Below are 23,769 nucleotides of genomic sequence, written 5' to 3'. Positions count from 1 at the left end.
GCCCGCCAAACCGAGCCCCGGCCACTCTACGGCCGCCACAGTGGTGATCTTCGCGAAGAGGAGAGGGGGTAAGGGGTCCCGGGCGCCCTTCGGACCGGTTCCGTCCCGTCGGCGGCGGGCGCGGAGCTCCGTTGTCTACTGGGCGCCCGGGCCCCTCCTGGGTCCAACCCCCCGGCCGGCTGGGGTGCCCCGCCTAGGCGGGACGCGGCTCTACGCCTGGTGTGCTGACGGAGGTATCCCCAGGTCAGGCCCGGGAGCCACGCTCCGCCATCGACGCAGGAGCCGACGGCGCCACAGTACGGCCAACCGGTCAGTCCCGTGCTGGACTGCGCAGCAAACTACCGACCTCAGCGCAGTTGTCAACCACTCCCTGACCAGCGCAGACACCACGTTTCCGCAGGTGGGAAGGGGGCCTGGATCAGCGCCGTCCCAGTCCCTCCAGAACCTGCGGCAGCTCACCCCTGTGGACGACGCCGAGACGGCTCGTGGCGCGGGTGAGGGCGACGTAGAGGTCGCTCGGCCCGCGGGACGACTCACGCAGGATCAGCCCCGGCTCGACCACGATCACCGCGTCGAACTCCAGCCCCTTGGCCTCGGCGACCGGCAGCACCGCGACCGGCGCGTCCAGCGCGGCCGGGCCCGTGCCGACGGCGGCGCCCGGCACCGCCGAGCGGACGATCTCCCCGATCTCCGCCGCCATGCCCGCCGGGACGATCACCACGACGCGGCCCTCCTCGACCACCTCGGCCGCGGCCAGCGGGCCCGTCTCGGCCAGGGAGGCGACCGGCAGAGCCCACGGCCGCTCCCCGGTCTCCCGCACCGACTCCGGCGCCTTGAGGTCGGGGCCGACGAGCTGGAGCACGCGGGCGGCGACCTCCATCAGCTCGGCCGGGGTGCGGTAGTTGACGGTGAGGCGCTCCTCGCGCCAGCGGCCCGCGACGTACGGGTCGAGGACCCGGCCCCAGCTCGCCGCGCCCGCGGCCGACCCGGTCTGCGCGATGTCCCCGACGATCGTCATCGACCGGCTCGGGCAGCGGCGCATCACCATCCGCCAGGCCATCTCCGACAGCTCCTGCGCCTCGTCCACGATCACATGGCCGAAGGCCCACGTACGGTCCCGGGCGGCCCGCTCGGCGGTGGTGAGGTAGGGGTCGTCGGCCTGGTGCCGCTCGGCGAAGCGCTCGGCGTCCATCACGTCGGCGAGGCCGGTCAGCTCCAGCACCTCGCGGGCGTAGGCGATGCGCTCCTCGCGCTCCTGCTCGGCCCTGCGCGCCGCGCGCAGCACACCCTCGTCGATGTCGCCGAGCAGCTCGGCGGCCTCGTCGAGCAGCGGCACGTCGGCCTCGCTCCACCAGTTCTCGCCCTGCTTGTCTCCGGCCTTCTCGCCGCGCCCGTCCCCGGGCCTCTCGCCCGTCCTGGGCGGCTCGCGCAGCAGCAGGTCGCACTCCCGCGCGTCCAGTCCCGCCGCGGCCATCCGGCCGCGGTCGGTGAACAGGCCGATCAGCAGCTGCTGGGGCGTGAGGTAGGGCCACAGCCGGTTGAGCGCCACCCGCACCGGTTCCTCGGTGCGCAGCTCCTCGCGCAGGTCGGCGAAGTCGGCCTCGTCGAGCGAGCCCCGCCCGAGGTGCCGGGCCGCCTGCCGGGTGAGCGCGGTCAGCAGGTGCCGGACGAACACGGCCCTCGCCTGGTTGTGCGGGCGGCGCGAGCGGCCGGCCTTCGAGCGGGCCGCCTCCAGCGTCTGCCGGTCCAGGGAGAGGGTGAACTTGTCCAGCCTGATCTCCACGGGCGTGCGCGGCATCCGCTGGCGCTCCCGCACGGCCCGCTCGATCACGCGGGCCATCGCGCCCCGGCCCTTGACCGCGGCGGCCTCGGCGGACTCCCGCCTGCCCGGGGTGACACCCGGGTACAGCTCGCCGACCGTGGACAGCAGCACGTCGGTCTCGCCGAGGGACGGCAGCACCTGCTCGATGTAGCGCAGGAACGTGAGGTTGGGCCCGAGGATCAGCACGCCACGGCGTTCCAGCCGCTCCCGGTAGGTGTAGAGGAGGTAGGCCGCGCGGTGCAGGGCCACCACGGTCTTGCCGGTGCCCGGCCCGCCCTGGACGACGAGCACGCCGTTCAGGTCACTGCGGATGATCTTGTCCTGCTCGGCCTGGATCGTCGCGACGATGTCGCGCATCCGGCCGGTGCGCTTCTCGCCGAGCGCGGCCAGCAGGGCCGCCTCGCCGTTCAGCGTGGCCCGGTCGGCGTCGCTGATGCGGTCGAGGTCGAGCAGGTCGTCGTCGATCGAGGTGACCGTGCGGCCCCGGCTGTGCAGGTGGCGCCGCCGGGTGACGCCCATCGGGGCGGCCGGGGTGGCCCGGTAGAACGGCTGCGCCACCGGGGCCCGCCAGTCGATGAGCAGCCGGTGCTGGTCGTCGTCCGACAGGCCGATGCGGCCGATGTAGAGCCGCCTCTCGTCGGCCCGGCCCTCACCGGCCCGGCCTTCTTCCGCGTGGCTCTCTTCCGCCTCGTTCTCGTTCTCTTCGGCGAGGTCGAGCCGGCCGAAGCACAGGCCGTGCTCCACGGCCCACAGACGGGCGAGGCGCTGGGCGTACATGCCGGCGAACGAGTCGCGCTCCGAACGGTTCTGGTGGGTGCCGGAGGCCCCCTGGGCCAGCACGGCGTCGAGCTGCCCGCGCGTGCGTTCCCGCAGCACGTCGAGGCGCTCGTACAGCGCCGCGACGTACTTCTGCTCCCGGGCCAGCTCGCCCGTCGAAGATGGTGGCATAGGCCGCCAGATTCTACGTGCCGTCCCGCCCTTTTCCATCATCGGGCGCGACGTCGTCCCACTGTGCACCCTGGCGGGCCGTTTGACTGGTTTGGCCGGTCACCCCTCGGCGGCTCCTGCCTCCGGTTCTCTTCCGAGCACCGGGGAGCGGTAGTCGTACGGCGTACTGAGGACGACCGTCGTGCGGGTGCTGACGTTCGCGGAGGCGCGGATCTGCTGGAGCAGTTCCTCCAGGCCGAGCGGCGAGGCGACACGCACCTTGAGGATGTAACTTTCATCCCCCGCGACGCTGTGGCAGGCCTCGATCGCGGTCAGATGGCTGAGCCGCACCGGGGCGTCGTCCGGCGCGGAGGGGTCGTTCGGCTTGATCGAGACGAACGCCGTGAGGGGAAGCCCGATCTCGTCGTAGTCGACGAGCGCGGCGTATCCACGGATCACTCCGCGCTTTTCGAGCCTGCGTACGCGCTGGTGCACGGCGGAGACCGAGAGCCCGGTCTCCTTGGCCAGATCGGTGAAGCTCATCCGGCCGTCCGCCGCCAGCAGCGTGACGATGCGGCGATCTATCTCCTCCACCCCAGCAACGGTAGCGGCGGCGGGACCCGGCCGGGGAATCGCCGCCGGACCCCTTCCGCGATGGAACGGTCTCACTCCCGGATGTGCCCCGCCCGCGCCACCCGGGCCGGTCGTGACCGCCGGGTGGCGCGGGCGGGACGATCTCGGCGATCACACGACGACGAGCTCCCTGGTGGTGCCGTTCAGCCGCTCGCCCGCCGTCTCGCCGCAGACGACGATGTCCTCGATCCGGGCGCCGTGACGTCCCGGCAGGTAGATTCCGGGCTCGACGGAGAACGCGAACCCCGGCCGCATCTCCTCGGTGTTGCCCGCGACGATGTACGGCTCCTCGTGGGTCTCCAGGCCGATGCCGTGCCCGGTGCGGTGGACGAAGTACTCTCCGTACCCCGCCTCGGCGATCACCTCGCGGGCGGCGGCGTCCACGGACTCGCAGGTCACCCCGGGCCGCACGTGGGCGCAGGCGGCCTCCTGGGCGGCTCTGAGCACCTCGTAGTACGCCGCGAAGTCGGCCGGCGGCTCACCGACGCAGTACACCCGGGTGGAGTCGGAGCAGTAGCCGCTCGGCATCGTGCCGCCGATGTCCACGACGACGGGCTCCCCGGGCCGGATCACCCGGTCGGTCAGCTCCGCGTGCGGGCTCGCGCCGTTCGGGCCGGAGCCCACGATCACGAAGTCGACCCGGGCGTGCCCCGCCTCGACGATCGCCTCGGCGATGTCCCTGCCGACCTCGCGCTCGGTGCGGCCCGCCTTGAGCAGCCCGGGGACGAGGGCGTGCACGGCGTCGATGGCCGCCCCGGCCTCCGCCAGCGCCGCCTTCTCGGCGGGCGACTTACGCATCCGCAACTCACGCAGCACGTCGCCGGCCAGCGTCTGCTCCGCGCCGGGCATCGCCGCGCGGAACCGCAGCGACTGCAGCGCCCACATGCGGTCGGCGAGCCCGACCCGGGCGACCGGGCCCAGGCGGCGGGCCACCTCGGCGAACGGGTCGTCGGTCTCGTCCCAGGCGACGAACTCGACACCGAGCCGGGAGGCGGGCGAGTGCTCCGCGGCGGGTAGTTCGAGGCGCGGCACCATCAGGAACGGCTCGCCGGACGCCGGCACGACGAGACAGGTCAGCCGTTCGAGCGGCATGGCGTCGTACCCGGTGACGTAGCGCAGGTCCGGGCCGGGCGTCAGCAGCAGCGCGTCGAGACCGGCGCGGCCGGCGGCCTCGCGCACGGCGGCCGGGCGGGTCGTGGGATACAGGGCGGAGGCATCCGGAGACGTCGTTGTCACGACGCCCAATCTAACGAGATCCGGACCCCGATGGCGTACAGGGGGACCCTTAGCACAGACGCACGCGGGCGGGCCGCGAGAGGCAGCGGCTTATTCCACGCCGTAGAAGAATTCCAATCCTCGGGGTAAGCACTACTGCTACGCTCCGCGTCAGGACGATCACGAATCGTCCGCACGACAGTGCAAGAGCGGCATCGAGAGCGAGACAGATGGTCGGCGTAGTGGGCGGCGCGAAGCCCGCCCTTCCCCCCGCGGACAGCCCGGACGTGACTCCCGTCGCCACCCCCGTCGGCACCCTTCCCGCCGGAGCGCCCTCGGGCGTCGCCATGCCCGAGCCGGGACCCGCCGAGTACGGACCGCCTCCGGCGCTGCTGGAGCCCGTCCCCGAGCGGGTGCCGGAGACGGTCGCGGACGCCGGCGGACGGCGGTGGGCGGAGCTGGTGGTGACCGAGTCCTGGCGGCAGACACAGGAGGCGCGGGAGCGCGCCGCCGAGGAACGGCGCGTCACGCTGGCGCTGCGGGAGGCGATCCTGCCCGAGCCCGGCGCCTCGATCGAGCTGCCGTACGCCCGGATCGCGGTCCGGTACGTCCCGGCCGGCCGGGAGTCGAGCCTCGGGGGCGACTGGTACGACGCGGCCCCGCTCCCGGACGGCCGCATGTTCCTCGCCGTCGGCGACGTGTCGGGGCACGGCCTGCCCGCGATCGCGGAGATGGCGCAGCTGCGGCACGCCCTGCTCGGCCTGAGCATGACCGGGGCCTCCCCCGGCATGCTGCTGTCGTGGCTGAACGCCCTGGTACTCACGCGCCTGGACGACACGACCGCGACCGCGGTGTGCGGCCACTTCGACCCGGCGTCCCGCCTTTTCACGTGGGCACAGGCGGGGCATCCCGCCCCGATCCTGGTGCGCCGCGGGGGCGTGCGCCAGCTCGGGGCGCCCAGGGGAGTCGTGCTCGGGGCGACGTCGAGCCTGCCGTACGGGGTGGCCGACGTCCGCCTCGAGCCCGGCGACCTGCTGCTGATGTTCACCGACGGCCTCGTGGAGCGACGCTCGCGTGACATCGGGGCCGGGGTGTCGCTCGTCATGCGGGCGGCCGCCTCGACCGGCGCGACCGGAGCCGACCTCGACGCGAGCCTCGACCGCCTGCTGGAGGCGATCGGCGGCCCCAACCCCGAGGACGACACCTGCCTGCTGGCGGTGGCGGTGACCGGAGACGGCCCGCGCACGGCCTGACAGGCGTGACAATGGTCGGGTGCTGATGCTTCTCGACACCCCGTCGCTGTACTTCCGTGCCTTCTACGGGGTTCCGGACTCGGTGACCTCGCCGGACGGCATGCCGGTGAACGCGGTGCGCGGGCTCCTCGACATGATCGCCACCCTGGTCCGGCAGCACTCGCCCCGGGAGATCGTCGCGTGCATGGACGCCGACTGGCGTCCCGCGTTCCGGGTGGCGGCGATCCCGTCGTACAAGGCCCACCGGGTGGCGAGCGGCGACCAGGAGGAGGTGCCGGACACACTGGCCCCGCAGGTGCCGGTCATCGAGGAGGTCCTGGACGCGCTCGGCATCGCCCGCGTCGGGGTCGACGGCTACGAGGCCGACGACGTCATCGGCACGTACGCGACCGCCGCCGGCACGGCCGTGGACATCGTCACCGGCGACCGGGACCTGTTCCAGCTCGTGGACGACGACAAGCCGTGCCGGGCCCTTTACACAGTAAGGGGAATCCGGAACCTGCAGGTCGTCGACGAGGCCTTCGTCCGGGAGAAGTACGGCATCCCCGGCCGGGCGTACGCCGACTTCGCGACGCTGCGCGGCGACCCGAGCGACGGCCTGCCCGGCGTCCCCGGCGTCGGCGAGAAGACGGCCGCCGCACTCATCACCCGCTTCGGCTCCCTCCCCGCGCTGCTCGCCGCGCTGGACGAGGGCGGCGCCGACGGCTTCCCGGCGGGCGCGCGGGCCAGGCTCGCCGCCGCCCGCGACTACCTGGAGGTCGCCCCCGCCGTGGTCAGGGTGGCCCACGACGTGCCGCTGCCGGACGTCGACGTCAGCCTCCCCGCCGCGCCCCGCGACCCCGAGAGGCTGGTCGCGCTGGCGCAGAAGTACGGCCTGGACAGCCCGCTCAACCGCCTGCTCGCCACCCTGGGGTAGGCGCAGCGCCGGCAGGTCACTCGGCCTGGCAGGAATCGGTACACGCCGGTAGGGTCCGATCCCGTGGGGCGCGTGAGGACCAATTCCGGGCCGGCCGACGAGCTGCTCATCAAGCTGGACCGCGACGCCGGGGTGCCCCTGCACCGGCAGATCGAGACGTCCATCCGCGCCCGCATCCGGGCCGGCCTGATGCGAGCGGGCGCGTCGCTGCCGCCCACCCGCACCCTCGCGACAGGGCTCGGGGTTTCCCGCGGGGTCGTGGTGGAGGCCTATCAGCAGCTCGTCGCCGAGGGTTACCTCGTCAGCCGATCGGGCGGTTACACCCAGGTCGCCGCGTCGATGCCGCCGGCCGGCGCGGCCTCCGCGGCTTCCGCGGCTTCGACGGCGCAGCCGGCCGCGCGTAGTGCCGGCCTCGGTGCCGGCCTCGGTGCCGGCCTCGGTGCCGGCCGCAGGGTCGACTTCGGGTACGGGCGCACCGACGTCTCACAGTTCCCGCGGGCCGCATGGCTGCGCTCGGTCCGGACCGTGCTCACCACCACGCCCAACGACCGGTTCGCCTACCTCGACGGGCGTGGCGTGCCTGAACTGCACGAAACCCTGTGCGACTACCTCAACCGGGTGCGCGGCACAGCGGCCGTCCCCGGCAACATGGTGATCTGCAGCGGCTACGGGCAGGGCATCTCGCTGCTGATCCAGGTGCTCGTCCGGCACGGCGCCAGGCGGATCGCCCTGGAAGACCCGTCGTCCAACGACGACGCCCGGGTGCTGGCCGGCGCCGCCGGTCTGGACGTGGTCGGCATCCCGGTGGGGCCGGACGGCGTTCAGGTCGACGCCCTCCATCGAGCCGACGCCGATGCGGTCGTGCTCACGCCGTCGCACCAGTGGCCCACCGGAGGAGTGCTGTCCGCCGCGGCGCGGGCCGAGGTGATCCGCTGGGCGGAACGCCGCGGCGCGATCGTGGTCGAGGACGACTACGACGCCGAGTACCGCTACGACCGGTCGCCGGTGGGCGCCATGCAGGGCCTGGCGCCCGATCATGTCGTCTACTGCGGCACGGCCAGCAAGACGCTCGCGCCGGGGTTGCGGCTCGGCTGGCTGGTGGTGCCTCCCCATCTGGTCGCCGACGTCGCCGCGGCGAAGGTGCTCGCCGACCGCGGTTCGCCGGTCATCGACCAGTTGACGTTCGCCGACTTCCTCGCCCGCGGCGAGTTCGACCGCCACCTGCGCCGGATGCGTCCGGTGTACCGCCGCCGCCGCGACGCGCTGCTGGGCGCCCTGCGCACCCACCTGCCCGATCTGGAACCGGCCGGAATCGCCGCCGGGCAGCACGTGGTCGCCTGGCTCCCGCCCGGCCTCGACGAGGCGGCGGTGGTGACGGCCGCCGCCCGGCACGGGCTCGCCATCCACGGCGTCGGCCCCTACCGGATCGCCGGCACCGGACCGGGTGGCCTCATCTTCGGCTACGCCACCCTCGGAGAGGCCGCCATCGCCGAGGGGGTCGCGCTGCTGGCGACGGCCATCAGAGACGTACGGGAGCCCTGATCCCGCATAAGCGCTGCGCGTCAGGATGCCGGGCGGATGTTCTGGTTCAGATGGAACACGTTGGCCGGGTCGTACGCGGTCTTCACCGCGGTCAGCCGGGCCAGCTTCGCGGCCGGATACGCCCGCCGCACGCCGTGCTGCCCATCGGCCAGCTCGTCGGCCGTCAACGAGTTGACGTACACCCCGCTCGCGTACGGCTCGAGCGACGCGCCGGCGGCGCGGGCGGCACCCATCCTGGCGTCGTCCTCGGCCGGGTCGCTCCAGCGGCAGCCGGCCCCGAACTCGAACATCGTGCCGCGGTGACCGAACGCCGCGTCCGATTCCGGAACGTCGGCGATCGCGCCGCCGTGCGCCTGCAGGCCGACGCCCGGCAGGTCCGGGCTCGCGCTCAGGTCGGCGGCGCCGCGCAGCAGGAACGCCTCGATCGCCGCGGTGGGAAAGCTCCGCAGGTAGTGCGCCTTGGAATAGCGGCGGTAGGCGTGACCGCCGGTGGAGTCGTCACGCCGCTGGAGTTCGAGGTACGACGGTGTGGTGACCCGAGAGGCGACGGGACGTCCGAGCGCCCGCATCGCGGGGAGCAGCCGGCGGCCCTCGGCCGGGTCGCCGACCCACACGAACCCCAGCGTGGCGATCGGGCCGGCGGGGCCGCTGCCGACATCGGCGGTGAACGTCGCCTGCCGGGGCGCGACGGCGTTCAGGTCGCGCCAGCCCTCGATGACCGGGACGGCGTCCTCGGCGCGGAAGTCGAACTCGGCGACCAGCGTCCGCGTGCCGACGCGATGCAACTGGAACTCGAACTCGGTGACGACGCCGAAGTTGCCGCCACCGCCGCGCAGGCCCCAGAACAGGTCGGGGTTCTCGCTGCGGCTCGCGGTCACCACGTCCCCCTCGGCGGTGACCATCGTGTAGGAGACGACGTTGTCGCAGGCCAGGCCGTACTGACGGGCCAGCCAGCCCATGCCGCCGCCGAGCGTGAGCCCGCCGACGCCGGTGTGCGAGACGTTGCCCGCGGTGGTCGCCAGGCCGTACGCCTGGGACGCCCGGTCGAGCGCGCCGAGCAGCGCGCCGCCCTGCACCCGGGCCCGGCGACGGACCGGGTCGATCCGCACGCCCCCCATGAGCGTCAGGTCGATCATGAGACCACCGTCGGGCACGGCGAAGCCGGCGACGTTGTGGCCGCCGCAGCGCACGCCGATCTCCAGGTCCAGTTCCCGGGCCAGGCGCACGGCGGCGACCACGTCGGAGACGCCCGCCGCGCGGACGATCATGCGTGGACGCCGGTCGACCATGGCGTTCCACACGGTACGGGCGGTGTCGTAGCCGGCGTCGCCAGGCGTGAGGAGCCGGCCGTCGAAGCGGGTCGCTGTCGTTCTCATGCCACTCAGGCTGACAGGAATCGGTACCCTCGATAAGGTCCGATTCCACAGGCGCACGGAGGACCAATTCGGACGACGCCCGGCAGGGCGATCAACATCAGGCGGGTCCGTGCCGGCAGCGCATGTTCTCCGAGACGGCTTTCCGAAGGCCGCGGAGGCGTCTTCGGGAAAGCGGCGGCGCGTTCACACATCCCGTCCCATGGCGGCCGTGGCTGCGGGGATGTTGACGTAGTCGCGCAGGCGGGTGATCTGCCCGTCGCGCACGGTGAGCACAACGAGGTTGGGAAGCGCGAAGTCGCCGGTGGTCACACTGGTCCCGAGGGCTTCCTGCTCAACGACGATCGTCTCTGGGTCGCCGGTGTCGTGGATGGCAAGGGTGCGGTAACCCTCGTACTTCAGCCGGTGATCCTTCCACCCGGCGGTTATCCAGTTCACGATTCGGTCCCTGCCCGCGAGCCGGGACGGCAGGCCGGGGAGTGTGAACGGGAACTCGTGGGACGCGTCGAGGGCGTAGACGCGCCTCAGTTCATCGGCGGACTGGCTGATGGCGGCTTGGCGGTAACGCTCCAGAACCTCACGTGGACCGGCCTGTCGCCCGCCGAGTGCCGCTCGCCTGGCGGTCACCCTGCGGTAGCCGATCTTCCAGCCGTCGGGCCGGCGCGTGACGATGTCGTCGTAGACGACACTGCCGGCCGTTCCGTCGGCCTTGATGCCGATTCCTTTGGACTGGACACGCGCCGAGCGGTCGTCGATCTGAGTGATCACGATGTTGGTGACGTGATGGCCGACCGGGTTGGCGTTGCCCAACGCGAGCGCGGCCTCACGGATGGCCGCGGTCCCGTGCAACGAGCCGAGGCCGAAGTCGTCCAGGTCATAGGTGACATCCGGGGTCAACAGCTCGCTCGCCTGGTCCAGCCTGCCGGCGTCCGTGAGGTGGCCATGGAGATTGATCAGGTCGGTGATGTCGATGCGGTCCTGCTCCGTCAGCGCCATTGGGGGCGGCCCTCCATGCTCTGGCTGATCCATACCAGTAAAGTGAGGCATGGTCCGGTTCGATGTGATCACGGTAACGGACCATGTCCCCGGTTAGCAAGGAGAGGTGCGCGCATGGTGTCGGCAGGCCACGATCCACGGCCGGCCGCCGGGCGTCCGAGACGTGCGGACGCCCGGCGGAACTACGAGCAGCTGATCGAGCAGGCGAAAATCGCGTTCGCCGAGTTCGGCGTGGACGCCTCGCTGGACGAGATCGCTCGGCGGGCAGGGGTGGCCAGCGGGACGCTGTACCGGCATTTCCCCAAGCGGCTGGATCTCGTCGAGGCGGTGCTCTCCGAGCAGATAGCCCAGTTGGTCGACCTTGGCCACCGGCTGCTGACGGCCGAGGACGAATTCGACGCGCTGTCCACCTGGATGCGTGCCGTGCTCAGGCATGGCCTGACCTATCGGGGCCTGTCGGCCGCCGTGATGGACTCGGCCCTCAATCACGAGGATGGCCCGGTGTCGACCTGGCACACGCAGCTGTTCGAGGCGGGAGCGGCGTTGCTGGCGAGGGCGCGGCAGACAGGCGTGATCGTCTCCGACGCGAACGACGCGGACGTGATGAAGATGATCGGCGCTATCGCCTGGGCCGCACAGGACGCCCCCGACAGCTCAGCTCAGGCCGATCGCCTGTTCGCCCTCCTCATGAACGGACTCCGCCACGGCGGCGTCCACCGATGACCATGCCGTGCGAGCCGTGGCAGCAGACGCCGGAGAAGCTCACCCGCCTGCGGAGCGGCTGACCGGTCAGGACGCGGGACCGGACCGCGCGGCAGGACCATGGATGATCTGTTCCAGGCAGTCGCGGAACAGGTCGTCGACGGTGCGGCCGGGTTGGAAGTACTCGGCCACACCGGCCATCACGGTGGGGTACGCCGCGGCGTACGCGGCCATGTCGAAGCCGTCCAGGGCGTCCGCGTCGGGGCGGCCGGCCTGTTCCTCCAGGACGTAGCCGACGGTGAAGCGCAACACCGTCAACACGATCAGGCGCGCCTGCCGCAGGGGAATGCCCCGCCCGACCAGCGTGCTCATCGCCAGCTCGGAGATGTCGGCCATCTTGAGGGACAGTTGGGAGGCCGCGATGATCCGGGCTCCGTCCGGGTGGGCCAGCAACGCGCGCCGCAGCCGCCCGGCCAGGCCGATCAGCCAGTCCTGCCAGCACTCGTCCGGCGCGGGCGGCGCCGGCTCGGGGAACTGCTGCTCGAGAATCGCCTCGGCGATCGCGGTGACCAGCGCCGCCTTGTTCGAGAAGTGCCAGTAAAGGGTCGGCGACTGTACGCCGAGCCGGGCGGCCAGTTTGCGCGTGGTCACACCGTCGAGACCCTCGGCGTCCAGTAGCGCGACGGCCTCGGTGACGATCCGCTGCTTGTCCAGAGCCATCCCGGCACCTCCCTTCCGCACCCTATCAGTGGTAGAGTCCCCTATCAGTGATAGAGACTTCGGCACCAGAGGAGGCGACGATGAGACACCGGCACTCGCTCCGCGACCTGCTGCACTGGGCGACCCATCGCATTCCGGGGATCCCCGCGCACACCGAGCGGCCCACCGGGCACCAGGGCCAGGCCCGCCACGGCCATGGGTGGCGGCACTCGCCCACGCACCACCGTTCGCACCACCGTTCGCACCGCCAAGGGTTCAACCACTCTCCGGCCCGTCCGCCTCGCGTCCTGGCGTCGTGGCAGACGCGGATCGCCCGCTTGTCAGGCCAGGAGCCGGCATGAAGGCAGCGGTACTCCACGAGGCCGGCGGCATCCCGCGCTATGAGGACTTCCCCGATCCGGTGGCCGGCGACGGCGAAGTGATCATCGACGTCAAGGCGGTCGCCGTGGAGAACGTCGACAAGGCGATCGCGGCCGGCACGCACTATGCCAGCGAGAAGTACATCGGCCGGTTTCCGGCGATCCCCGGCTTCGACGGCATCGGCGCCCTCCCGGACGGCACGCTCGTCGGGTTCGGCGGCATCCGCCCGCCCTATGGCGCGCTCGCCCAGAAGGCCGTGGTGCCCCGGGGCTCCTACGTGCGGATCCCCGACGGCATCGACCCGGCCGTGGTGGCCGTGATGGCCTCGGCCGTCACGGCGATGTCGATGAGAACGGCCGCCGGGTTCGTACCCGGGGAGACGGTGCTGGTGCAGGGCGCCACCGGGGCGGCCGGGCGGCTCGCGGTCAAGGTGGCCCGGCTGCTGGGCGCCGGCCGGATCGTCGCCACCGGCCGGGACGACGACCAGTTGCGCGAGGTGCAGGCCATCGGAGCCGACGCGGTGATCAACACCGCGGTCTCCGACGAGGCTCTGGCGCAGGCCTACCTCGACGCCAGGGGGGACGGCTACGACGTCGTCGTGGACTACCTGTGGGGCAGGCCCAGCGAGATCCTGTTACGCGCACTGGTGCCGCGGTCGTTCGCGTTCGCCAAGCCGACCCGGGTGGTCCAGATTGGGGAGTCGGCCGGAGGTGAGCTCGCCCTCGCCGGGTCGAGCCTGCGCACCTCCGGCGTGGAGATCTACGGCGCGGCCAAGGGGCTCGACCCGCAGACCATGGACGAGGCGTACCAGCAGATCGTGACGTGGACGCGGGCCGGCGAGCTCACCTTCGACGTGGAGAAGGTCCCGCTCAGCGACATCGGGACCGCCTGGCAGCGAAGCGACCTCAAAGGCAGGCGCCTCGTCGTGATCCCATGACCGGCCCGCCCACGACACACCAGCGCTGATCACCGGGAAGCGTCCCGTCGCCGTCCCCGCCCACGACGCCCGCGGCGTCAGCGTGCCGCTGCCGTACGGCTCCCATCCTGGTACCTGCCCGGTGCGGGTTGATTCAGCTTGGCTGGAGACCCTCGCCGAGCCCGGCATCACCAGCGAGCCGGTGTTTAGTGATCGACAAGAGCGGCCGCATCACGGGCGCGATCGGTGACGACAGCGCGCCAGTACGGCGGGCCGGACGCGGGCCGTTCACTCCTGCTGTTCCTCCGGAAAGGCCCGCGCCCCCAGAAGAGGGCCACAGCGCGACTTCACCTTCTCGCCGAGACGACGGACTCGTTTGATCACCCAGTCGTCGATCACCGAGTTCGTGCATTCGTCGTTTATCTCGAGGATCTTCTCGTAGGCATCAAGGAAGTGATCAACAGTCTCAAGCTGCCCCTTTTCTGCGGCCTCCTCGAAGATAACTAGTAGGTTGATCACATAGGTAGATATGGTGACGAATGGCTCTCGGCCTACCTCTGCGGCCTCTTCGGCCTCGTTATCTTCCAACTCTGTGATCAGTGAGCGCGCCTCTGTTATTGAATCCCAAAAAATCTCACGCGTCCCCAAGTTGGGGTCTTCGATCGACTGGTCCACCCGCAACTCACCGCTGCGAATCATATCGATGATATTCTTGCCCTCGAACTTTTCACTGGACAATTCCATGAAATGCCCGCCCTCGCGCCTCGCAGGACCGGAATCTGGTTAGGTAACCGGTAAACCCTGGGGCTGGATATAGTCGGGACAGTTCTTACCAGGAGCCATGCGGTTCGCACCATCGATCAGCGCATCGGGCGCCTGGACGAAGCAGCGCTGCGCCAGGTCCTCCTCGATGGCCCGGTTCACCAGGTTGCGGCGGCGCTTGCGCCGGTAGACGCTCTGCAGGCCGGCCGCCCGCATCAGCCGTTCGACGCGCTTGCGGTTGACCTTCTCGCCCAGGTTCGGCGTCGACTCGGCAGGCATCCGTGGCGTGATCTTCGCAGGTCGTTTACGGCCTGATATGTCCGGGCTCGGGTAGGTTGATCGCGTGCCGTACACGACGATCCGCCTCCGGGACACCGCGAACGGCCTCCGGGACGGGTTCGCCCGCATCCGCGGTGACTTCCACCTCCCGGACGGCTTCCCCCGACCGGTGCAGGAGGAGGCCGAGCGGGCCGCGAAGGCTCCGGCCGTACCCGCCGAGGACCGTACCGGCCTGCCGCTGGTGACGATCGACCCGCCCGGCTCGATGGACCTCGACCAGGCGCTGTGCATCGAGCGGCGCGGGCCGGGCTACCGCGTCTGGTACGCGATCGCCGACGTCGGGGCGTTCGTCCGGCCGGAGGGGGCGATCGACGGCGAGGCGCGGAGCCGCGGCGAGACCGTCTACATGGCCGACGACCGGGTGCCGCTGCATCCCCCGGTCCTGTCGGAGGGCGCGGCCAGCCTGCTCCCCGGGCAGACCCGTCCCGCCGTGCTGTGGCGGCTCGACCTCGACGCGGCCGGCGAGATCGAGGCCGTCGACCTGCGCAGGGCGCTGGTCCGCAGCCGCGATCGGCTCGACTACGAGACGGTCCAGGCCGCCGTGGACGCCGGGCGGGCGGAGGGCACGCTGGCCCTGCTCGCCGAGGTGGGGCCGCTGCGGCTGGAACGGGAGCGGGCCAGGGGCGGGCTGTCGCTGCCGACGCCCGACCAGGAGGTGGTGGCCGACGGCGCCGGCGGCTACCGGCTGGAGTTCCGCGGCAACCAGCCCTGCGAGGCGTGGAACGCGCAGATCTCCCTGCTCACCGGTATCGCCGCCGCCCGGATCATGCTGGAGGCGGGCGTCGGTGTGCTGCGGGTGCTCCCCCAGGCCGGCCCCGAGGACGTCGCCAAGGTCCGCCGGGTGGCCGCCGCGCTCGGGGTGCCCTGGCCGGACGGCGCGACGTACGCCGACGTCGTACACGGCCTCGATCCCGCGCTTCCCGGGCACGCCGCGTTCCTGCACGAGTCGACCGTGCTGCTGCGCGGCGCGGCCTACACCGCCTTCGACGGCAGCCCGCCCGAGCAGTCGCTGCACGCCGCCGTCGGGGCGCCGTACGCGCACGTGACCGCGCCGCTGCGGCGGCTGGTCGACCGGTACGGCACGGAGGTCTGCCTGGCGGCGACGGCGGGCCGGCCGGTCCCCGAGGATGTCGCGCGGGCGCTACCCGACCTGCCCGGGCGGATGGCCGAGGGCGGCAGACGGGCCGCGGCGGTCGAGCGGGCCTGCGTCGACCTCGTCGAGGCGGCCGTGCTGCGGCCCCGGATCGGCCAGGTCTTCGAGGCGGTCGTCATCGACGTCGCCGACGGTAAACCGGGCGGGCAGGTCCAGGTGGCCGACCCGGCCGTCATCGCGCGCTGCGACGGCGACCGGCTTCCGCTCGGCGAGCGCATCCCCGTACGGCTCACCCGCGCCGACCCCGCCACCCGAGAGGTCCGCTTCACCGCCGCCTGACCCGAGGCGGGCGTGATCCGGCGATTCGCCGCCTGCGAGGGGCGGCCGTCGTTATCCTGCCGACGCAGGCCACCGGCGGAGGGCACATGACGACGGACGGCTCCGCGCCCGAAGCGGGCCGCGGCCCCCGCCCCTGGGGCGAATACGCGCTCATGGTCGCCGGTCTCGCGGTCCTGTGGGGCGTCACCCAGTGGCTGAAGGAGAACTGCGAGCCGCCGGACACCGTGTGGGCCTCCGGGATCGTCGCCACCGCGCGGTTCTTCGCCGCCGATCCCCTGCGGGCTCTCGGGTACGCGGCCGAGGGCCTCCGGATGACCGCCGCGCCGGCCCTGCTGTACCTCTGCCAGGACCTGCGGGCCAGCCGGACGCTGCGGCAGTACCTCGCGCTGTCCCTGACGCTGCTCGGCCTGGCGCTGCTGACCGCGGTGTGCGGCGTGCTGATCCAGCCGGCCTCCACCTTCTCCTACCTGTTCACGGGCCTGTTGCTCGGCACCGGCCTGACCGGCGCCGCGGGGCTCGTCCACGTGGGGTTCGCGTGGTACGCGGACCGGAAGGCGGGCCGCTGAGGGAGCCCTTCCCTCAGCGGAACGCGGGTCAGCTCACCGAGGAGTAGGCGACGACTCCGCGGCGCATGGCGTCGACGGCCTTGCCGGCGTTCTCCGCGACCTTGCCGCCCCTGGGCGCGGCCTCCCTGATCTGCCCGAGCAGGTCGAGGAGCTGCTTGATCCAGCGGACGAAGTCGCCCGCCGCGAGGTCGCAGTCGGTCAGCACGGCGTCGAGGCTGTGGCCCTTGGCCCACCGGAAGGCCGCCCAGGCGAAGCCGACGTCGGGCTCGCGGACGAACGACAGGCCGTGATCCTGTTCGATGCCCTCCAGCTCGCCGAACAGGCGCACCATCTCCGCGAGCGCGTCCCGGGCGGCGCCGGCCGGGATCTTGGGGCTGCGCATGTCGTCGGACTGCCGCGACTCGTAGACCAGCGCCGACACGCAGGCGGCGAGCTCGGCGGGGTCGAGCCGGTCCCACACCCCCGCCCGCAGGCACTCGGAGGTGAGCAGGTCGAGCTCGGTGTAGAGCGAGGCGAGCCTGCGGCCCTCCTGGGTGACGGTCTCGCCCTCCAGGTAGCCGAGCTGGTCGAGCACCCCGCAGACCCGGTCGAAGGTCCGCGCGATGACGTGGGAGCGCCCCTCGACCCGGCGGCGCAGGCCCTCGGTCTCGCGGAGCAGCTTGTAGTAGCGCTCGGCCCACCGGGCGTGGTCCTCGCGCTGGTCGCAGCCGTGACAGGGATGCTGCCGCAGCTCGCGGCGCAGCCGGAGGATCTCCTCGTCCTCCGCGGCGTGGTCGCGTGCCCGGGGCGGCTTGCCGAGGTCGCGGTCGCCCAGCTTCGCGTGCACGGTCGAGACGAGGTTCGCCCGTTCCTTGGGCGAGCGGGGGTTGAAGCCCTTGGGAATCCTGATCTTGTCGACCGGCTCCACCGGCACCGGGAAGTCGGCCGCCGACAGCCGCTTCACCTGCTTGCCGATCGTCAGCACGAGTGGCGCCGGCCCCTCGTGGCCCCGGGCGTTGGTGCCCGGGTCGAGCACGACCGCGATGCCCGCGCGCCGCCCGCCCGGCACCCGGATGACGTCCCCGGGCTTCAGCTCCTCAAGCGACTGCACGGCCTGGGCCCGCCGGGCCGCGCCCCGCTGGCGCGACAGCTCCGCCTCGCGGTCCGACAGTTTCCTGCGCATCGCCGCGTACTCCTGGAAGTCGCCGAGGTGGCAGGTCATCGCCTCGGAGTAGCCCTCAAGGGCGTGCTCCGCCTTGCGGAGCTGGCGGGCCAGCCCGACCACAGCCCGGTCGGCCTGGAACTGGGCGAAGGAGTCCTCCAGCAGCGTGCGCGCCCGCTCCCGGCCGACCTGCCCGACGAGGTTGACCGCCATGTTGTACGACGGCTTGAAGCTGGAGCGCAGCGGATAGGTGCGGGTGCCCGCGAGGCCGGCGACCGCGAGGGGGTCCATCCCCGGCTGCCAGACCACCACCGCGTGGCCCTCGATGTCGATGCCGCGCCGCCCGGCCCGCCCGGTGAGCTGGGTGTACTCCCCCGGGGTGAGGTCGGCGTGGGTCTCGCCGTTCCACTTGTCCAGCTTCTCGATCACCACCGACCTGGCCGGCATGTTGATGCCGAGCGCCAGCGTCTCGGTCGCGAAGACCGCCTTCACCAGGCCCTTGGTGAACAGCTCCTCGACGACCTCCTTGAACGCGGGGAGCATGCCCGCGTGGTGGGCCGCGAGGCCGCGCTCCAGGCAGTCGCGCCATTCGAGGTAGCCGAGCACCGCGAGGTCCTCGTCGGGCAGGTGGGCCGTGCGCTCGTCCACGATCTGGCGGATCTCGTGGCTCTCGGTCTGGGTGGTGAGGCGCAGCCCGGAGTAGAGACACTGCATGACCGCGGCGTCGCAGCCGTTGCGGGAGAAGATGAAGGTGATCGCCGGAAGCAGGCCCTCGGCGTCGAGCTTCTCGATCACGTCGGAGCGGCTCGGGGTCGTGCCCCGGCCGGGCCGCGAGTAGCCCCGCCTGCCCCGGGCCTGCGCCAGCCGCATCTCGTCGCGGGAGATCCGCATCAGGGACGGGTTCACCCGCAGGACGCCGTCGCCCTCGTTGACGAACAGGTCGTACATCCGGTTGCCGACCAGCATGTGCTGCCACAGCGGCACCGGCCGGTGCTCGTCGACGATGACCGTGGTGTCGCCGCGCACCTCACCCAGCCACTCGCCGAACTCCTCGGCGTTGCTCACCGTCGCCGACAGGGCCACCACCCGCACCGACTCCGGCAGATGGATGATGACCTCCTCCCAGACCGCTCCGCGGAACCGGTCGGCGAGGTAGTGGACCTCGTCCATCACGACGTACGCGAGGCCGGTCAGCGTGTTCGACCCCGCGTACAGCATGTTGCGCAGGACCTCGGTGGTCATCACGACGATCGGGGCCTCGCCGTTGACACTGTTGTCACCGGTGAGGAGACCGACCTTGCGCGCGCCGTACCGCCGGACCAGGTCGTTGTACTTCTGGTTGGACAACGCCTTGATGGGCGTGGTGTAGAAGCATTTGCGGCCCTGCTCCAGGGCCAGATGGACGGCGAACTCCCCCACCACCGTCTTGCCCGACCCGGTGGGCGCGGCCACCAGCACGCCGTCCCCCGCCTCCAGCGCCTGGCAGGCGTCGATCTGGAACTCGTCGAGCTCGAAGTCGTAAAGTTCGCGGAACGAGGCGAGAGCCGGCCCGGCACCGGACTGCCCCTCACGGAAAGCGGCGTAGCGTTCCGCTGGCGTACTCATACGTCAACCCTACCGATAACGGGATTCCGGGCAGCCCTTCCCGCTTCACCGTCGGGGCGCTCACACCCGCCGTCTTCCCTCGTCGCTCGTTCCTCGCTCTTCAGTCCAGATCGGCGGCGCGCCCCTCCGGCTCGCTCGGACCTTCTCTTCTTATGCCCGCGGCGTATTCCTTTACATTGTAGATTCGGGGACCAGGACGTGGAGGGCGGCCGGCTCTACCACGCAGGTGAGGGGGGCGGTGCCGATCCGCTCGCCGTCGGCGTAGGCGACGGTGTCCGGGGCCTCGATCTCCACCCGCCGGGCCCGACGCAGGGTCACCGCCGGGTGTCCGACGTGACTGCCTCGGTAGACCCGGGGGAACGTGCGGAGGAACTCCGCCTTCGGGATCGCTCCGAGCACGAGGACGTCGAGCAGGCCGTCGTCGGGCCGCGCGTCGGGGCACACCCGCATCCCGGCGCCGTACGAGCGGGTGTTGGCCACCGCCACGAGCATCGCCTCGCGCTCGACGGCCTCGCCGTCGAGGGTGATCCGGAACGGGATCGGCGTGAACGAGCGCAGTTCCCGCGCGAGCGCGACGAGATACCTGGCCATGCCGGGCGGCCACGTCATGACGTTGGCCCGTTCGTTGACGCGGGAGTCGAACCCGCAGGCGAGGACCCCGGCGAACCACTCCCCCGTACCGGTCCTGCCCGCGTCCACGGCCCTGGACGCGCCGCGGGTCACGACGTCCGCCGCGGCGAGCAGGTCCCGGCGGGGGACGCCGAGGGCGGCGGCGATGTCGTTGCCGGTGCCCGCGGGCAGGATGCCGAGCGGCACGGACGTCCCGGCCACGGCCTGTACGGCGAGGTGGACCAGGCCGTCGCCGCCGAACGCGACGAGTGCGGCGGGGCCGGCGGCGACGGCCGCACGGGCCCGGTCGAGCGCGTCCGCCGCCGAGGTGCCGACGACCACCGAGACCGGGCGGCCGCCCGCGCGCAGCCGGCGCAGCACCGGGGCGAGCAGGCGCAGCGTACGGCCGCCGCGGGCGGCGGGGTTCACCAGGACGACGAGGTCATCGCGCACAGGCGGAACCTACCGCCGCCCGCGCGGCGGCACCAGAGCAGTTCTCCGGTCAGTCCCGGGCGTCGACCGAGGCCGAGTCCGCCGCGGCGGACGGCCCGTCGAGCTCCTCCTCGATGGCACGTGCGTGGGCCGCGTCGGCGGCGTCGCGCTTTTTGTCGTGGAAGTACATGAAGGCCATCGCGACGAAGAACAACGCGACCATCGGGAGCGCCAGGGCCAGCATGGTGATGGGGTCCTGGCTCGGCGTCGCGACGGCGGCGAAGACGAACATCAGGAACACGACCATGCGGGTGTGCTTCGACACCATCCGGTAGCGCACCACGCCGATGACGTTGAGGAACACCAGCAGCAGCGGCATCAGGAAGGAGATGCCGAAGATGATGAGCATCGCCAGCGCGAAGCTGAGGTACTCGTTGATGCTCACCAGCGTCAGCGTGCCGTCGGGGGCGAAGCCGAGCAGCAGCGCCAGGCCCTTGTCCATGGTGATGTAGGCCAGGGCCGCTCCGGCCGTGAACAGCGGCACGGAGAGGCCGAGGAACGCCACGGTGTACCGGCGCTCGTTCTGGTACAGGCCCGGGGTCACGAAGGCCCAGAGCTGATAGATCCAGAACACCGCCGACACCACCAGGCCGAACATGACCGCGACCTTGAGGTTCACGAAGAACGAGTCGAAGACTCCGTTCACCACCAGGATGCACTGGTCCTTGTTGAACTGGTGGGCCTGCGGCAGGCGGCAGTACGGCTGCTTGAGGAAGTTCCAGATGGGATCGAAGTAGATGAACCCGACGGCGGTCCCGACGACCACCGCCAGGATGGCCTTCACCAGCCGGTTGCGCAGCTCGCGGAGATGCTCCATGAGCGTCATCCGCCCGTCCTCCGACGTGACGGGGGTGGACCGTTTCAGCAGCGCCATCTAGCTCGTCCTGGGATCGATGGGGGTGTGCGGCGGTGGCTAGTTGGAGCGCGGCTCGTTCTGCGAGCTCACCGGCTGCTGCGTCTCACGCAGCCTCCGGTTCTCCTCCTCCAGCGCGCGCAGCCGCTCGTCGACCGACGGGGTGGCCGGGGGGATCTGCGCCGGCGGCGGGGCGACGGTCTGGGCCTCGGCCCGCGCCTTCGCCTCGTCCTCGTCGCTCAACTTGCTGGTCTCCTTCTTGAACAGGCGCAGCGACTGCCCCAGAGCCTTCGCGGTGTCGGGGAGCTTCTTGGCGCCGAAAAGAAGGATCAGAACCAGGAGGATCAGGATCCATTCCATGGGTCCGAGGTTGGGCATGTCGTGTCCTTACCGCGAGGGCCGTACCTACTACACCGATCGTACGCGCAGAACGGCCTGAAGTTCACCTGCTGTCCGAATCCGCTGTTGGGCTGATCTTGGGAAACAGTTCCTCCCGGGCCCGCACGCGGCTCCTCGCCCGGTCGGCCTCGGCCCGCAGCGCCCGCGCGGCGGCGAACACCCGGGCGGCCGGCCAGGCGAGGACGGCGAGCCCGGCCACGGCCGCCCCGGTGAGGGCGAAGATCCAGGTCATTCCGGTCCTCTCGCAGGTCAGACGGGGTGCCGGGGGTCAGACGGCGGTCTCGTAGGCGGCCAGCGCCTCGGTGGCGGCGGCCGACACGCGCTCGGCCAGGGACGCCGGGGACACCACCCGGCCGCTGTCGCCCAGCCGGAGCGCGAGCCGTACGAGCCAGGACTGGTCACGAGCCCGCAACGATACGCGGAGGCGGCCCTCCCCCAGCTCGGCGACCTCCTCGCACGGGTAGTACTCGGCCACCCAGCGCCCGGCGGGGGTGAGCTCCAGCTCCACCACCTCGTCTCCGTCCGACGGCCGGAACACCCCGCGGGTGACGTCCATCGGCTCCGCCTCGGCCGGCGGGTCTGCGGCCACGTCGAGCACCTCGACGTCCTTGATCCGGTCGACGCGGAACATCCGCATCGCCTCCGCGCGGTAGCACCAGCCCTCCAGGTAGTGCTGCCCGTCCACGAGCACCACCCGCAGCGGATCGACCTCCCTGGGGGTGATCTCGTCCCGGCCCGGCACGTAGTAGCGCAGCGAGAGCCTGCGGCCCCGCCGGGCGGCGTCGGTGATGACCGCGTGGGCGTCCGGGGCCGCGCCGATCTCCACCTGGACCTGGCTGCTCACCGTGGCGGCGCCGTCGCCGGCCGCCTGCTCCAGCTTCGCGATGACCCGTCCGAGCACGTCGCGGTCCTGGAACTCGGGCAGCTCGTCGAGCATGCGCAGCGCGACGAGCAGGGCGCTCGCCTCGTCGACGCCGAGCTTCAGCGGGCGGGCGATCGCGTCGGCGTTGTCGATGAGGATCTCGCCGCCGTCCCACGAGACGTCGATCAGGTCGCCGGGGGTGTGGCCGGGCAGCCCGCACATCCAGACGAGCTGGAGGTCGTCGACGAGCTGCTTCTCCGACAGGCCGAACAGCCGCGCCACCTCGGGCACCTGCGCGCCCGGGTGCGACATGAGGTACGGCACGAGCGCGAGCAGCCGCGGCAGCCGGTCCGAGCTCACTGCAGGGCTCCCTTCAGACGGCGGATCACGGCCTCGCGGGCGTCCGGCGGCTCCACCACCACGGCGTTGCGGCCGAGACTGGCCAGCCAGCCCGCCAGGCGCTCGGGGTCGGCGAAGGTCACCTCGGCCTCGTCCCACTCCTCCGGCCCGGTGCGTACGGCCTGGGCGGCGTGGCGCAGCCCGAGGCAGGTCCCCTTGCGCACGCGCACCAGCGCGACCCGCTCCCTGGGCAGGTCCTGGTAGCCCACCATCGACCGCAGGTCGAGCCCCTCGGGGACGGTGAAGGCGCCCGGACGCCCGAGAGTGGAGACGGCCCCGGTGATCCGGCTGAGCCGGAAGACCCGGGGCGCGCCGCGGTCGCGGTCGTGGCCGACGAGATACCACCTGCCGCGCCGGCTGACGACGCCCCACGGCTCGACCGTCCGCCGCAGCACCGACTCGCTGCCGGCCGAGCGGTAGTCGAACGTCACGGCCCGCCGGTCCCGCACGGCCTCCCACAGGGCGGGGAACGCCGGATCGCGGGTGTCCACCCGCAGCTCCAGAGGGCTCTCCGGGAGGTCGGCGTGCACGCCACCCGCCGTGAGCTTCAGCAGGGCCCCGCTGGCGGCCTCCGCCAGGCTGGCCCGCTGCCACACCTGGGCGGCCAGGCCGATGACGGCGGCCTCGTCCGGCTCCAGCGTGATCTCGGGCAGCTCGTAGGACTCGCGGCTGATCCGGTAGCCGGGATCGTCCTCCCAGGGGTCCTTGTGGACCTCGATCGGGATGCCGATCTCGCGCAGTTCGTTCTTGTCGCGCTCGAACATGCGCTGGAAGGCCTCGTCGTTGTCCGGGTCGTACCCGGGCACGGCCTGCCGGATCTGCTCCGCGCTCAGCGGCCGCCGCGTCGCGAGCAGGCAGATCACCAGGTTGAGCAGCCGCTCGGTCTTCCGCCGCGACATGGGGCCTCCCTTCCGCCGGAAACGCTACCCTTTCCG

At 71.9% G+C, this 23,769-nt stretch carries 23 protein-coding genes; 8 read left to right on the top strand and 15 right to left on the bottom strand.

All coding sequences use genetic code 11. The annotated features are described in order from the left end of the window. Positions 1-418: 418 nt before the first annotated feature. The 3 genes from HHX33_RS11890 to HHX33_RS11880 form a co-directional block, all read right to left on the bottom strand. The gene (locus HHX33_RS11890) at positions 419-2,770 is read right to left on the bottom strand and encodes a HelD family protein (protein WP_182874612.1); all 2,352 of its coding nucleotides are present in this window, start codon (positions 2,768-2,770) and stop codon (positions 419-421) included. A gap of 99 nt (positions 2,771-2,869) precedes the next feature. Then, positions 2,870-3,343, bottom strand: a complete 474-nt coding sequence (locus HHX33_RS11885; RefSeq protein WP_117408305.1) for an Lrp/AsnC family transcriptional regulator — start codon at positions 3,341-3,343, stop codon at positions 2,870-2,872. Between the two features lie 150 nt (positions 3,344-3,493). Beyond that, entirely contained in the window at positions 3,494-4,618 is a 1,125-nt protein-coding gene (locus HHX33_RS11880) for a M24 family metallopeptidase (protein ID WP_310741320.1), read from the bottom strand. Positions 4,619-4,827: 209 nt separating this feature from the next. On the opposite strand from HHX33_RS11880, the gene HHX33_RS11875 reads away from it, so the two are divergent. From HHX33_RS11875 to HHX33_RS11865, 3 genes are all read left to right on the top strand, one after another. Next, the gene (locus HHX33_RS11875; protein ID WP_182874611.1) at positions 4,828-5,850 is read left to right on the top strand and encodes a PP2C family protein-serine/threonine phosphatase; all 1,023 of its coding nucleotides are present in this window, start codon (positions 4,828-4,830) and stop codon (positions 5,848-5,850) included. A gap of 25 nt (positions 5,851-5,875) precedes the next feature. Then, on the top strand, positions 5,876-6,766 hold the full coding sequence (locus HHX33_RS11870) for a 5'-3' exonuclease (protein WP_182874674.1): 891 nt from the start codon (positions 5,876-5,878) through the stop codon (positions 6,764-6,766). 72 nt (positions 6,767-6,838) lie between these two features. Then, positions 6,839-8,308, top strand: coding sequence for a PLP-dependent aminotransferase family protein (locus HHX33_RS11865; protein ID WP_310741319.1), 1,470 nt, complete (start codon positions 6,839-6,841; stop codon positions 8,306-8,308). A gap of 20 nt (positions 8,309-8,328) precedes the next feature. On the opposite strand, the gene HHX33_RS11860 is transcribed toward HHX33_RS11865, so the two are convergent. Together HHX33_RS11860 and HHX33_RS11855 are read right to left on the bottom strand one after the other, a co-directional pair. Continuing rightward, positions 8,329-9,684: an FAD-binding oxidoreductase gene (locus tag HHX33_RS11860; RefSeq protein ID WP_182874609.1), complete on the bottom strand. Its 1,356-nt coding sequence runs from the start codon at positions 9,682-9,684 to the stop codon at positions 8,329-8,331. A 183-nt stretch (positions 9,685-9,867) separates the two neighbouring features. Continuing rightward, positions 9,868-10,677 carry a nuclear transport factor 2 family protein gene (locus HHX33_RS11855; protein WP_182874608.1) on the bottom strand — a complete coding sequence of 270 codons (810 nt, stop codon included), beginning with the start codon at positions 10,675-10,677 and terminating at the stop codon, positions 9,868-9,870. Positions 10,678-10,791: 114 nt separating this feature from the next. Here HHX33_RS11855 and HHX33_RS11850 point away from each other — a divergent pair, with 114 nt between their 5' ends. Continuing rightward, positions 10,792-11,400, top strand: coding sequence for a TetR/AcrR family transcriptional regulator (locus HHX33_RS11850; protein WP_182874607.1), 609 nt, complete (start codon positions 10,792-10,794; stop codon positions 11,398-11,400). Between the two features lie 66 nt (positions 11,401-11,466). On the opposite strand, the gene HHX33_RS11845 is transcribed toward HHX33_RS11850, so the two are convergent. Continuing rightward, entirely contained in the window at positions 11,467-12,099 is a 633-nt protein-coding gene (locus HHX33_RS11845; protein WP_182874606.1) for a TetR/AcrR family transcriptional regulator C-terminal domain-containing protein, read from the bottom strand. Between the two features lie 80 nt (positions 12,100-12,179). Here HHX33_RS11845 and HHX33_RS11840 point away from each other — a divergent pair, with 80 nt between their 5' ends. Together HHX33_RS11840 and HHX33_RS11835 are read left to right on the top strand one after the other, a co-directional pair. Then, positions 12,180-12,440: a hypothetical protein gene (locus HHX33_RS11840; RefSeq protein WP_182874605.1), complete on the top strand. Its 261-nt coding sequence runs from the start codon at positions 12,180-12,182 to the stop codon at positions 12,438-12,440. Next, positions 12,437-13,396: a quinone oxidoreductase family protein gene (locus tag HHX33_RS11835; protein ID WP_182874604.1), complete on the top strand. Its 960-nt coding sequence runs from the start codon at positions 12,437-12,439 to the stop codon at positions 13,394-13,396. Before HHX33_RS11840 ends, HHX33_RS11835 begins: the two co-directional genes overlap by 4 nt. Before the next feature lie 267 nt (positions 13,397-13,663). Here the strand turns inward: HHX33_RS11835 and HHX33_RS11830 are convergent, their stop codons facing one another. Both HHX33_RS11830 and HHX33_RS11825 read right to left on the bottom strand, forming a co-directional pair. Continuing rightward, positions 13,664-14,119 carry a hypothetical protein gene (locus HHX33_RS11830; protein ID WP_182874603.1) on the bottom strand — a complete coding sequence of 152 codons (456 nt, stop codon included), beginning with the start codon at positions 14,117-14,119 and terminating at the stop codon, positions 13,664-13,666. 39 nt (positions 14,120-14,158) lie between these two features. Continuing rightward, positions 14,159-14,416, bottom strand: coding sequence for an IS3 family transposase (locus HHX33_RS11825; protein WP_182874602.1), 258 nt, complete (start codon positions 14,414-14,416; stop codon positions 14,159-14,161). Positions 14,417-14,480: 64 nt separating this feature from the next. On the opposite strand from HHX33_RS11825, the gene HHX33_RS11820 reads away from it, so the two are divergent. Together HHX33_RS11820 and HHX33_RS11815 are read left to right on the top strand one after the other, a co-directional pair. Further along, on the top strand, positions 14,481-15,908 hold the full coding sequence (locus HHX33_RS11820) for an RNB domain-containing ribonuclease (RefSeq protein WP_310741318.1): 1,428 nt from the start codon (positions 14,481-14,483) through the stop codon (positions 15,906-15,908). Between the two features lie 86 nt (positions 15,909-15,994). Continuing rightward, positions 15,995-16,474 carry a hypothetical protein gene (locus HHX33_RS11815; RefSeq protein ID WP_182874601.1) on the top strand — a complete coding sequence of 160 codons (480 nt, stop codon included), beginning with the start codon at positions 15,995-15,997 and terminating at the stop codon, positions 16,472-16,474. 28 nt (positions 16,475-16,502) lie between these two features. Here the strand turns inward: HHX33_RS11815 and HHX33_RS11810 are convergent, their stop codons facing one another. The 7 genes from HHX33_RS11810 to HHX33_RS11780 all read right to left on the bottom strand — a co-directional run bounded on the left by HHX33_RS11810 (position 16,503) and on the right by HHX33_RS11780 (position 23,733). Beyond that, complete coding sequence (locus tag HHX33_RS11810; RefSeq protein WP_117408320.1) at positions 16,503-19,220, bottom strand: DEAD/DEAH box helicase; 2,718 nt, start codon at positions 19,218-19,220, stop codon at positions 16,503-16,505. A 171-nt stretch (positions 19,221-19,391) separates the two neighbouring features. After that, complete coding sequence (locus HHX33_RS11805; RefSeq protein WP_182874600.1) at positions 19,392-20,282, bottom strand: diacylglycerol/lipid kinase family protein; 891 nt, start codon at positions 20,280-20,282, stop codon at positions 19,392-19,394. Between the two features lie 49 nt (positions 20,283-20,331). Continuing rightward, positions 20,332-21,195, bottom strand: coding sequence for a twin-arginine translocase subunit TatC (gene tatC / locus HHX33_RS11800; RefSeq protein ID WP_182874599.1), 864 nt, complete (start codon positions 21,193-21,195; stop codon positions 20,332-20,334). A gap of 39 nt (positions 21,196-21,234) precedes the next feature. Beyond that, positions 21,235-21,552, bottom strand: coding sequence for a Sec-independent protein translocase subunit TatA (tatA, locus tag HHX33_RS11795; protein ID WP_182874598.1), 318 nt, complete (start codon positions 21,550-21,552; stop codon positions 21,235-21,237). A gap of 64 nt (positions 21,553-21,616) precedes the next feature. Next, complete coding sequence (locus tag HHX33_RS11790; RefSeq protein ID WP_182874597.1) at positions 21,617-21,805, bottom strand: hypothetical protein; 189 nt, start codon at positions 21,803-21,805, stop codon at positions 21,617-21,619. A 36-nt stretch (positions 21,806-21,841) separates the two neighbouring features. Beyond that, entirely contained in the window at positions 21,842-22,795 is a 954-nt protein-coding gene (locus HHX33_RS11785) for a helix-turn-helix transcriptional regulator (protein WP_244301966.1), read from the bottom strand. Next, the gene (locus tag HHX33_RS11780; protein WP_117408325.1) at positions 22,792-23,733 is read right to left on the bottom strand and encodes a helix-turn-helix transcriptional regulator; all 942 of its coding nucleotides are present in this window, start codon (positions 23,731-23,733) and stop codon (positions 22,792-22,794) included. The genes HHX33_RS11785 and HHX33_RS11780 overlap by 4 nt, the downstream gene beginning before the upstream one ends. Between the last annotated feature and the right edge of the window lie 36 nt (positions 23,734-23,769).

Source organism: Microbispora sp. H10670, assembly GCF_014161385.1.
Classification (GTDB): Bacteria; Actinomycetota; Actinomycetes; order Streptosporangiales; family Streptosporangiaceae; genus Microbispora; species Microbispora triticiradicis.
Note: the sequence above shows the minus strand (reverse complement) of the source record. Positions and strands in the feature narration are given on the sequence as shown.

Coding starts and splice junctions, on each gene's coding strand:
- HHX33_RS11890 (WP_182874612.1), bottom strand. CDS start 2,770: ATGCCACCATCTTCGACGGGCGAGCTGGCCCGGGAGCAGAAGTACGTC.
- HHX33_RS11875 (WP_182874611.1), top strand. CDS start 4,828: ATGGTCGGCGTAGTGGGCGGCGCGAAGCCCGCCCTTCCCCCCGCGGAC.
- HHX33_RS11870 (WP_182874674.1), top strand. CDS start 5,876: ATGCTTCTCGACACCCCGTCGCTGTACTTCCGTGCCTTCTACGGGGTT.
- HHX33_RS11860 (WP_182874609.1), bottom strand. CDS start 9,684: ATGAGAACGACAGCGACCCGCTTCGACGGCCGGCTCCTCACGCCTGGC.
- HHX33_RS11855 (WP_182874608.1), bottom strand. CDS start 10,677: ATGGCGCTGACGGAGCAGGACCGCATCGACATCACCGACCTGATCAAT.
- HHX33_RS11850 (WP_182874607.1), top strand. CDS start 10,792: ATGGTGTCGGCAGGCCACGATCCACGGCCGGCCGCCGGGCGTCCGAGA.
- HHX33_RS11845 (WP_182874606.1), bottom strand. CDS start 12,099: ATGGCTCTGGACAAGCAGCGGATCGTCACCGAGGCCGTCGCGCTACTG.
- HHX33_RS11840 (WP_182874605.1), top strand. CDS start 12,180: ATGAGACACCGGCACTCGCTCCGCGACCTGCTGCACTGGGCGACCCAT.
- HHX33_RS11835 (WP_182874604.1), top strand. CDS start 12,437: ATGAAGGCAGCGGTACTCCACGAGGCCGGCGGCATCCCGCGCTATGAG.
- HHX33_RS11830 (WP_182874603.1), bottom strand. CDS start 14,119: ATGGAATTGTCCAGTGAAAAGTTCGAGGGCAAGAATATCATCGATATG.
- HHX33_RS11825 (WP_182874602.1), bottom strand. CDS start 14,416: ATGCCTGCCGAGTCGACGCCGAACCTGGGCGAGAAGGTCAACCGCAAG.
- HHX33_RS11815 (WP_182874601.1), top strand. CDS start 15,995: ATGACGACGGACGGCTCCGCGCCCGAAGCGGGCCGCGGCCCCCGCCCC.
- HHX33_RS11810 (WP_117408320.1), bottom strand. CDS start 19,220: ATGAGTACGCCAGCGGAACGCTACGCCGCTTTCCGTGAGGGGCAGTCC.
- tatC (WP_182874599.1), bottom strand. CDS start 21,195: ATGGCGCTGCTGAAACGGTCCACCCCCGTCACGTCGGAGGACGGGCGG.
- tatA (WP_182874598.1), bottom strand. CDS start 21,552: ATGCCCAACCTCGGACCCATGGAATGGATCCTGATCCTCCTGGTTCTG.
- HHX33_RS11790 (WP_182874597.1), bottom strand. CDS start 21,805: ATGACCTGGATCTTCGCCCTCACCGGGGCGGCCGTGGCCGGGCTCGCC.
- HHX33_RS11780 (WP_117408325.1), bottom strand. CDS start 23,733: ATGTCGCGGCGGAAGACCGAGCGGCTGCTCAACCTGGTGATCTGCCTG.